Genomic DNA, 9031 nt, shown 5'->3' with positions numbered 1-9031 from the left:
TTTGTATTTCTTAATTATACAAAAATGTACCCTACATAGAGAGACTTTTTTTAGTGCCTCCTCTATAGGGTACATTTTACTTCTATACATGGCCAGATGCTCTCTCCCTCCTAAAAAGGGGGGTATATCGTTTTTTTAATTGATGTATATATATAACATACCTCGCTACTCATTCTCTTCTACCTTTCTAAACTGCCATTTCGGCCAATAGTTCACAAAAAAGTATATAAACTGTCCTATTACAAAAAGAATAAATGGCGTTCCAGCTCTCCCGTAAACAATCAAATTATACATACCCCATATCGCTAAGCTTATGGCATAAAATACCCCTAAATATTTAAAGGCTTTATCTGATTGATGTCTTTCGTATTCATCTTGCATTCTCATTCTCTCTTCCCCCTTAATCCAACGTAAATATCTCTTCCACCTTCATCCCAAAATATTTGGCAATCTTCAGCGACAATTCCAAGCTCGGATTGTAATGGTAATTTTCAATTGCTACAATCGTTTGCCTTGTCACTTGCATTGCTTTTGCCATTTCAATTTGCGTTATGTGATTTTGCTTTCTTAATTCTTTAATTTTGTTTTTTACACTCATAAGATCCACCTTTAAAAGTAAAGATATCTTTACTTTTATTATAAATATTTTCCAATTTTAAGTAAAGATATCTTTACAAAATAGAGGGAAATATTTTAGCAATATGGAAATATGTAAAGAAACTATTTCTTATCGGAGGCTACCAACATGTTCGAAAGATCTATGATTCAAACTATTTTGCAGAATTTCGATATACTACAAGAACCGTTTCACTACGAAGTCATACGCGCTTCCAAAGACAAAGATACCCTCATCACATGTTCAACACCGATAAAAAAAGTACTAATCCGATTTTACAAAGACTCTTTCACTACAATTGATGGCCTTCAAACACAAGGACTACTTTGCCGCGCCTTTATTGAAAACGGAATTCCAGTACCTGGGCGCTTCCAAACAAACGATGGACTATACTATTTACCTGCCCATACAATCAAAAATTCTTTTCCTGTTACAGTAGAAGAATGGATGCCAGGAAGAGAGTTAGAGGACCAAGAAGTGAATAAGCAATTATTACATACACTGGGTAAACTACTAGGTAAAACACATAAAATTTCTGAGACATATGATATCCATTTTAAATACGGAACTTATTGGGGGATGTTCGGCGGAAACACTTCAGATGTACCTGGCATTTATGATGATGTGGAATTAGAGGCAAATAGTCTAAAGGAAAGTTTACAGCGAAAAGAAATCAATCAAGCACTAGTAGAAGAAGTTTTTCTTCAGTTTTATGAAAAACGAGCGACCTTGCAAAAGTTGTGGAATACTCTTCCGAAAGGTGCAGTGCAAGGTGACTTCTCTCCAAACAATATTTTGCTAAATCATAACAGTGCATTTCAATCCCTTATTGATTTCAATATTGCTGGTGATGAAGTTTTCATTAACCATCTCGCCGGAGAAGCTATTTTTTTAGCATATGAACTTATGGGGGATGAACAAGACGACTGGTTTTATGAATTTTTATCAGCCTATATGAAAGAGCGACCATTATCTACACTTGAAAAGGAAGCCTTACCTCTTATCATACAAGTTGTACGCCCATTTCGCTTTAGACGTACACAAAAGATTATCCAGCTTGTGAAAGAAGAACAATTTACTGAAGTAGAAAAAGAATTATCCATTATGATTGGCCTTTTACATTGTGATGTGGAAGCATTTATGAAATAGAAAAGGAGNNCTCCTTTTCTATTTCATAAAGCCTAACGCATATACAAGAATATACCCGAGAACAGAAAGACAAACAGATCCTATTAACCCTGCGACAAATGCTCTACTTCCTAATTTACGGAACGTCCTAAACTCTACATTTAAACCAAGCCCCGCCATTGCCATCGCAATGAGCATGTAAGCAAGGACTACGATATAACCTGCAACGAACTCCGGTATAATTCCTAACGAATGAACCGCACTCATTGCTAAAAAACCAAAGATAAACCATGGAATTGGAAGGTCACGCCATGAACCCTTTTGCTTGTTACCTTCGCTGCGTCCAAACCATATTCCAATTAAAATCGCCACTGGTACAAGCATAGCAACGCGCGTTAACTTTACAATAACCGCGATATCAACAGACGTGCTTCCGCCTGGCGCCGCCGCGGCGATAACGTGTGCAATTTCATGCAGCGTCGCTCCAGAGAATACCCCGTAACCATATGGAGATAGACCAAGAACCGGATACAATAAAGTATAAATCAGTGTAAAAATTGTACCTAGAATTGCAATAATTGCCGCACCGACCGCCGTTTCATCGTCCTTCGCTTTCACTTGCGGTGCAATTGCCACGACCGCGGCCGCGCCGCAAATTGCTGTCCCGCATGCTGTTAAAATTCCAAGCGTCTTATCTACTTTAAAAACACGCGTTAATGTGTATACAACAACAATTGTAAAGGCAATAACAATTGCGGCAATAACCAACACCTTTGGTCCTGCCTTAGCAATATCAACTAAATTTAATCTCATACCAAGTAAAATAATTCCGAAGCGAAGTAACTTCTTACTCGCAAAACTCGTTCCTGCGATTGCTTCATAAGGTATACCAATTGTAGCTCTCCAAATCATCCCAATTAGAATAGCAATTACTAATTGTCCCATAATATTTAAAAATGGAAGCTCCGCTAAATATTTCGCGACAATGGCAATCAATAACGTAATCCCAATTCCTTGCGAAAAACCGAGACGCTTCTTCTTTTGTATAACAAGTGTCTGTTCCACTTTATACCACCCCAATAATCGTATTGAAACATGCATGTTCTTTATATTTACATTATAGAAGAGATTCAATAATAAGTTTAATATCAATATACAATCTCAATCATCATAAAAACTTATGATAAAATGAAAGAAAAAGCAGAAGCAGTGCACCTACACAGTCATAACACTATAAGTAAAGGGGTAAGGCCAATGAACGTCGATATTTTAAAAATATTTGTTACCGTTGTCGAGCAACAACATTTCTCTCGTGCTGCGGAACTATTAAACCTTTCACAACCAGGCGTCAGCATGCATATTCGCAATTTAGAAAACGAATTTGGTACTACGCTCATTCAGCGCTCTCCAAAACATGTTCAAGTTACGGAAGCTGGCAACATTTTATACACACATGCAAAGCAGATGCTATCTCTTTATGAAGAGGCAAAACAAGAAATTAACGAATTACATAATGTTGTGACAGGAACACTGCGTATCGGGGCTAGCTTTACAATTGGTGAATACTTACTTCCAAAAATATTAGCACGTTACGCTAACGAGAATCCGCGCGTAGAAGTACATACATTCATCTCCAATACAGAAGAAGTCCTTCAAAACATTCGTTCCAATCAAATTGATATTGGCTTAGTAGAAGGACAAGTCGTATATACCAATATGAATGTAGAAACCTTTATGGAAGATGAAATGAAACTTGTCGTCCCGCCCAATCATCCCCTGCTGCGTACACAAGCAATCAACGAAACATCCTTACAAGATCAAGTATGGATTCTCAGAGAAACTGGCTCTGGAACACGCGCCTATAGCGATCGCTTTATCCATCAGCATCATTTAAAAATGAAGCGTTTCTTTACATTTAGCAGTATTCAAAGTGTAAAAGAAGCCGTTGCCGCGGGGCTTGGCATCGCAATACTTTCTGACTGGACCGTAAGAAAAGAGCTGCAAGCGAGAGAGCTTTTTCATGTCGAAGTTCCAAACGAAAAACTCATTCGTCCTTTCTCCATCGTTCGCGGTAAATACTTTATCCCTTCCAAAGCCATTCAAGTCTTTTTAGATCATGTTCAATTATTTGCCCAAAAACAGAGTTGACCTTCACATTATCTATACGAAGGGAGTGAAATGCAGTACAGATTGGAGAATGAACAAAAGGAAAACTATTCAAATTATCGTGAACAAAAGGAACGTGAGAGAATACAAAAACAAGCCGAATATGATAAATGCGTACAAGGAAAGAAACGTCTAGAACAATCTATTTTACACAAAAAACAGCGTGCTTCTACACAATATACGATATACGTAAACATACAACAAAGCCGTGCATTAAGCACGGCTTCTTTCTTTATATTCTATATACGGACAGCTGTGCCGCTTACCGCAACCATCAGCATTCCTTCACGAACTACTTCATAATCAACATCAATACCAACAATCGCATTTGCACCTTTTTGCTTCGCAAGAGTTTTCATCTCTTCCATCGCAATATCACGCGCTTCCTTTAGTTTACTTTCATATGCACCTGCGCGGCCCCCGACAACGTCACGAACAGAAGCGAATAAATCACGTACAATATTTGCACCCATAATTGCTTCACCATTGACAATGTCAATATACTCGATAATTTCTTTCCCTTGAATAGTAGAAGTTGTTGTAACGATCATAATATATTTCCTCCTATGTATTAAGCTTATAAATGTTACAAAAGCCTTAACTTGCGCAATGCTTTCCGTTAATATAATACGCTGACTCTGTGAAAACCGTAAACACAACCTCTACTTCAGGAAGTCCAAAATCCATTAAATATGTAGTAATGGCATTGGCAAATCGATTACGAATTTCTTGTCCACGCTCGAACCATTTTACTTCAATAAGAGGGAATGCCTCTATTTCTTCCCCATTGTATACAAATGTAGAACTTGGTAGTTCCAACGTAAAATTATCCGCACCACACTCACAAACCTCTGCAAGTTCTTCCACTAATGGTTTACTTATACTCTTTAATTGCTCAGTAGTAATTCCACGAAATACAATATGCGGCAAAAAAATCCCTCCGTTACATGGCTTTATTCTATATTTCTCCATATCATAGCACAATGTGTTTCGCTGTACCAGAAATCTATCGGCTCTCCTAATTTTCCCACTTTCCCATCTTAACTCCTACAATTGCAGGTTTTTATCCCGCATTAACGGACAGTAAGATTCTCACTGACGGAAGTTTCACTTTATTTCTTTCTCATTACGCCAACTTCAAAATAACTACATTACATTGTATTAATGATCTCATGCTTTTCTTTTGATTTTCTATAATCTTCACCCTAAAATAATTTAAGAGATTTATTCTTACTTTCTTACACATACTTAAAAGTAGGAGACTTCTTTCGAATTATGTTAAAATCTTCTAAGATACTATTTATACATTGATAAAGGTGAGGGTACCCAGTGAACAAGAACGACAATACACATTGCACTATAGTTATATTTGGAGCAACAGGCGATTTAGCAAAGAGAAAATTATTCCCTTCTATATATAGCCTATATAAAAAAGGACAGCTCTCTAAAAATTTTGCTGTTGTTGGTGTGGCGAGACGTGAATGGAGTGATGATGTATTTCGTGAAAATGTATTTTCCTCTATTCAAGAGTCAAAAATTAAACCTGGGAATGATTTAGATGAATTTTTAACTCATTTCCGATACTTATCGTTTGATGTTACGAATACCGCTTCGTACCAAGATTTGAATACGTTACTTACTAACCTAGAAGAACAATTCAATATTCCAGGAAACAGAATGTATTATATGGCAATGGCTCCTGAATTTTTCGGAACAATCGCTTCTTACTTGAAATCAGAAGGTGTGACAAACTCAAACGGTTGGAATCGATTGATTATTGAAAAGCCTTTTGGACATGACTTGCCATCCGCACAAAAATTAAACGAAAAACTTCGTCAAGCATTTGCGGAAGATGAGATTTATCGCATTGACCATTATCTAGGAAAAGAAATGGTTCAAAATATTGGCGTCATTCGTTTTGCAAATGCAATATTTGAATCACTATGGAACAATAAGTACATCTCTAATATTCAAATTACATCCAGTGAATCTTTAGGTGTAGAGGACCGCGGAGGTTATTATGACCATTCCGGTGCTTTAAGAGATATGGTACAAAATCATATGGTACAAATGGTTGCTTTACTGGCGATGGAACCGCCAATTCGTTTAACAACAGAAGAAATCCGAAGCGAAAAAATTAAAGTATTGCGCGCACTTCGACCAATAACAGTAGAAGAAGTTGATCAATATTTTGTACGAAGTCAGTATGGACCAGGAACAATCAATGGAAAAGAAGTTCCTGGGTACAGAAGCGAAAGTAAAGTGGATCCAAACTCAAGAACAGAAACATTTGTGGCAGGTAAATTATTAATAGACAATTTCCGCTGGGCAGGTGTGCCGTTCTACATTCGTACAGGTAAGCGTATGCAAGAAAAATCAACAAAAATCATCATTCAGTTTAAAGAATTGCCAATGAACTTATATTCTAAATCAGAAAACAACGTTCATCCAAACTTGCTTATTATTCATATTCAGCCGGATGAGGGGATTTCTCTTGTTTTAAACGGTAAAAAAATTGGTACTTCTGAAAAAACAACACCATTTAAGCTTGATTACTGCAATGACTGCGTGGATGGAGTAAATACACCAGAAGCTTACGAGAAACTTCTATATGATGCAACTCAAGGCGATGCAACAAACTTCACTCACTGGGATGAAGTAGCATTATCATGGAAATTTGTTGATGTTATTTCTAAAGCATGGCAACAGGATGTATCAACAGATTTACTTACTTACGAATCAGGATCAATGGGACCGCAAGCTTCTGATGATTTACTTGCGGAAAACAGCTTCCAATGGTGGCCTATTTCAGATGATAATGCCTACTCAATCTAATCAAAGGGGAATTCTTATGAAAAAAGTATATGATATTACAGTACCTATTTACGAAGGAATGCCTGTATATAAAAATAAACCGGAAAAACAGCCTCAACTTTCCAAAGTTACAAACGGTCATGTAACAGAATCCACATTAAAAATGGATGCTCATACAGGAACGCATATTGATGCGCCTTTGCATATGATAAATGACGGAGACACGTTTGAAACACTTGATATTGAGAAATTAGTAGGCGAAGCAAAGGTTTTTAACCTGACGCATGTTGATGGTGGTATTACTGCTGAAGACCTAAAAGATTTCGATATTCAAAAAGGGGATTTTGTTTTATTTAAAACAAAGAACTCCTTTGATGAAGGATTTAACTTCGATTTTATTTATTTAGCTGAAAGCGGTGCGAAACTACTTGCTGAAAAAGGTATTCGCGGTGTGGGCATTGATGCATTAGGTGTTGAACGTGCCCAAGAAGGTCACCCAACCCATAAAACACTATTTGCACACGATATTATTGTAATTGAAGGATTAACATTTAAAGAAGTAGAAGCGGGAACATACTTTATGGTTGCAGCTCCATTAAAACTAATGGGTACAGATGCATCACCAGCGCGTGTGTTATTATTCCAATAAAGTGAAACTTCCATCAGTGGGCGTCTTACCGCCTGCGAATTGCGGGATAAAAAAGGAACCAAGAATTTAATCTTGGTCCCTTTTTTTATTTTATATCCATTTTGTATGGAATGTACCTTCTTTATCCACTCGTTTATACGTATGTGCTCCAAAATAATCACGCTGCGCTTGTAACAAGTTTGCAGGTAGTGTTGCAGTACGATAGCTGTCATAATAAGAAATTGCTGCTGAAAATGCAGGTACCGGAATGCCCTGTTGTACAGCCGCTGAGATAATTTGACGTAATCCGCCTTGATATGACTCTACAATTTCTTTAAAGTATGGATCAAGTAAAAGGTTCGGTAGGTCAGTGTTTTTCTCATAAGCCTCTTTAATGTTCTGTAAAAAGGCTGCACGAATAATACATCCGCCTCTCCAAAGCATAGAAATGCTGCCAAAATCAAGGTTCCAATTATATTCCTCAGAAGCTGCCTTCAATTGCGTGAATCCTTGTGCATAAGAACAAATTTTACTCATATATAAAGCTTGGCGCACTGCTTCAATTAATTCGGCTTTTTCAATTCCAAGTGCTGCTTTATCTTTAGGCCCAGATAAAACTTTGCTTGCGTTCACACGCTCTTCTTTTAAAGCAGAAATACAACGCGCAAATACAGATTCCGTGATAATAGGGAGAGATATACCTAAATCAAGTGCGCTTTGACTTGTCCATTTCCCTGTACCCTTTTGTCCCGCAGTATCAAGAATAACATCCACTAATGGCTTACCAGTTTCTTCATCTTTCTTCGTGAAGATGTCTGCTGTAATCTCGATTAGATAGCTGTTCAGTTCGCCCTTATTCCATTCAGCAAATATTTCATGAAACTCTTCTGCAGTCAAATCAAGTGTTTGTTTCAAGAAGAAATATGCTTCACAAATTAATTGCATATCTCCATACTCAATACCGTTGTGAACCATCTTTACATAGTGGCCTGCCCCATTAGGTCCGATATAAGAACAGCAAGGCTCGTCATTCACTTTTGCAGAGATATTTTCAAGCATATCCTTCACTTTTTCGTATGCATCCTTCTGTCCGCCCGGCATAATAGACGGTCCCTTCAATGCACCCTCTTCTCCGCCTGACACACCTGCACCGATGAAATTGATTCCTTCTTCGGCAAGACGTTTGTTTCGGCGAATTGTATCGACAAAGTATGTATTACCGCCGTCAATTAAAATATCACCTTTATCGAGGTGATGAAGCAGAGAATCAATCGCCTTATCTGTAATTTCCCCTGCATTAACCATTAATAAAATCTTTCTAGGTGATTCAAGTGAGTTAACAAACTCTTCAACCATATGAGTACCAACTAAGTTTTTACCACGGTTTTCCTCAATGATTTCATTTACTTTTTCCTTTGAAATATCATATAGGGCAACAGAATACCCTTTACTCTCAAAGTTAAGTGCGAGGCTTTTTCCCATAACGCCCACACCAACAACTCCAATTTGTTGCTTTGGCATATTTCATCGTTCCTTTCCATGCATGTTACTCTGTCTATATTATAGTATATATACCTAAAGTAACACTTTAATCAAATAATCCATCTTTTTCATTTCAATATGCTCCGCCAAGATGCGTGCAAAAGGTCATAGGGACACGGCACATCGCCATCAAGTTA

The 9031-nt window shown here is 37.4% G+C and carries 10 protein-coding genes and 1 pseudogene; 5 read left to right on the top strand and 6 right to left on the bottom strand.

All coding sequences use genetic code 11. The features are described 5' to 3' along the window. Positions 1–165: 165 nt before the first annotated feature. Both COO03_RS10730 and COO03_RS10725 read right to left on the bottom strand, forming a co-directional pair. A complete protein-coding gene (locus COO03_RS10730) occupies positions 166–381 on the bottom strand; it encodes a hypothetical protein (RefSeq protein WP_097897175.1) in 216 nt (71 codons plus the stop codon). A gap of 19 nt (positions 382–400) precedes the next feature. Continuing rightward, positions 401–598: a helix-turn-helix transcriptional regulator gene (locus COO03_RS10725; RefSeq protein WP_097897170.1), complete on the bottom strand. Its 198-nt coding sequence runs from the start codon at positions 596–598 to the stop codon at positions 401–403. A gap of 147 nt (positions 599–745) precedes the next feature. On the opposite strand from COO03_RS10725, the gene COO03_RS10720 reads away from it, so the two are divergent. Then, positions 746–1765 (top strand): phosphotransferase enzyme family protein, encoded by a 1020-nt coding sequence (locus COO03_RS10720; RefSeq protein ID WP_141523272.1) that lies wholly within the window; start codon positions 746–748, stop codon positions 1763–1765. A gap of 18 nt (positions 1766–1783) precedes the next feature. On the opposite strand, the gene COO03_RS10715 is transcribed toward COO03_RS10720, so the two are convergent. Further along, positions 1784–2809, bottom strand: a complete 1026-nt coding sequence (locus COO03_RS10715; protein ID WP_141523271.1) for a YeiH family protein — start codon at positions 2807–2809, stop codon at positions 1784–1786. 189 nt (positions 2810–2998) lie between these two features. Between COO03_RS10715 and COO03_RS10710 the strand changes: the two genes are divergently transcribed. Beyond that, complete coding sequence (locus COO03_RS10710; RefSeq protein ID WP_097897169.1) at positions 2999–3892, top strand: LysR family transcriptional regulator; 894 nt, start codon at positions 2999–3001, stop codon at positions 3890–3892. A 51-nt stretch (positions 3893–3943) separates the two neighbouring features. Next, a pseudogene (locus COO03_RS28125) lies at positions 3944–4123 on the top strand (ribosomal protection-like ABC-F family protein); the annotation flags it as partial. 26 nt (positions 4124–4149) lie between these two features. Here COO03_RS28125 and COO03_RS10700 read toward each other — a convergent pair. Both COO03_RS10700 and COO03_RS10695 read right to left on the bottom strand, forming a co-directional pair. Continuing rightward, positions 4150–4461, bottom strand: a complete 312-nt coding sequence (locus COO03_RS10700) for a heavy metal-binding domain-containing protein (protein ID WP_097897167.1) — start codon at positions 4459–4461, stop codon at positions 4150–4152. Positions 4462–4507: 46 nt separating this feature from the next. Beyond that, positions 4508–4840: a DUF1904 family protein gene (locus tag COO03_RS10695; protein ID WP_097897166.1), complete on the bottom strand. Its 333-nt coding sequence runs from the start codon at positions 4838–4840 to the stop codon at positions 4508–4510. A 399-nt stretch (positions 4841–5239) separates the two neighbouring features. Between COO03_RS10695 and zwf the strand changes: the two genes are divergently transcribed. Together zwf and COO03_RS10685 are read left to right on the top strand one after the other, a co-directional pair. Continuing rightward, a complete protein-coding gene (gene zwf / locus COO03_RS10690) occupies positions 5240–6745 on the top strand; it encodes a glucose-6-phosphate dehydrogenase (protein WP_097897165.1) in 1506 nt (501 codons plus the stop codon). 16 nt (positions 6746–6761) lie between these two features. After that, positions 6762–7373, top strand: a complete 612-nt coding sequence (locus COO03_RS10685; protein ID WP_097897164.1) for a cyclase family protein — start codon at positions 6762–6764, stop codon at positions 7371–7373. Positions 7374–7463: 90 nt separating this feature from the next. Here COO03_RS10685 and gndA read toward each other — a convergent pair whose 3' ends face one another. Next, complete coding sequence (gndA, locus tag COO03_RS10680) at positions 7464–8873, bottom strand: NADP-dependent phosphogluconate dehydrogenase (protein WP_097897163.1); 1410 nt, start codon at positions 8871–8873, stop codon at positions 7464–7466. Between the last annotated feature and the right edge of the window lie 158 nt (positions 8874–9031).

This window comes from Bacillus sp. AFS098217 (assembly GCF_002551815.1).
In the GTDB taxonomy this organism is placed as follows: domain Bacteria; phylum Bacillota; class Bacilli; order Bacillales; family Bacillaceae_G; genus Bacillus_A.
The sequence above is the reverse complement of the archived record's forward strand: the minus strand, read 5'-3'. Positions and strand labels throughout refer to the sequence as shown.

Coding starts and splice junctions, on each gene's coding strand:
- COO03_RS10730 (WP_097897175.1), bottom strand. CDS start 381: ATGCAAGATGAATACGAAAGACATCAATCAGATAAAGCCTTTAAATAT.
- COO03_RS10720 (WP_141523272.1), top strand. CDS start 746: ATGTTCGAAAGATCTATGATTCAAACTATTTTGCAGAATTTCGATATA.
- COO03_RS10710 (WP_097897169.1), top strand. CDS start 2,999: ATGAACGTCGATATTTTAAAAATATTTGTTACCGTTGTCGAGCAACAA.
- COO03_RS10725 (WP_097897170.1), bottom strand. CDS start 598: ATGAGTGTAAAAAACAAAATTAAAGAATTAAGAAAGCAAAATCACATA.
- COO03_RS10700 (WP_097897167.1), bottom strand. CDS start 4,461: ATGATCGTTACAACAACTTCTACTATTCAAGGGAAAGAAATTATCGAG.
- COO03_RS10685 (WP_097897164.1), top strand. CDS start 6,762: ATGAAAAAAGTATATGATATTACAGTACCTATTTACGAAGGAATGCCT.
- gndA (WP_097897163.1), bottom strand. CDS start 8,873: ATGCCAAAGCAACAAATTGGAGTTGTTGGTGTGGGCGTTATGGGAAAA.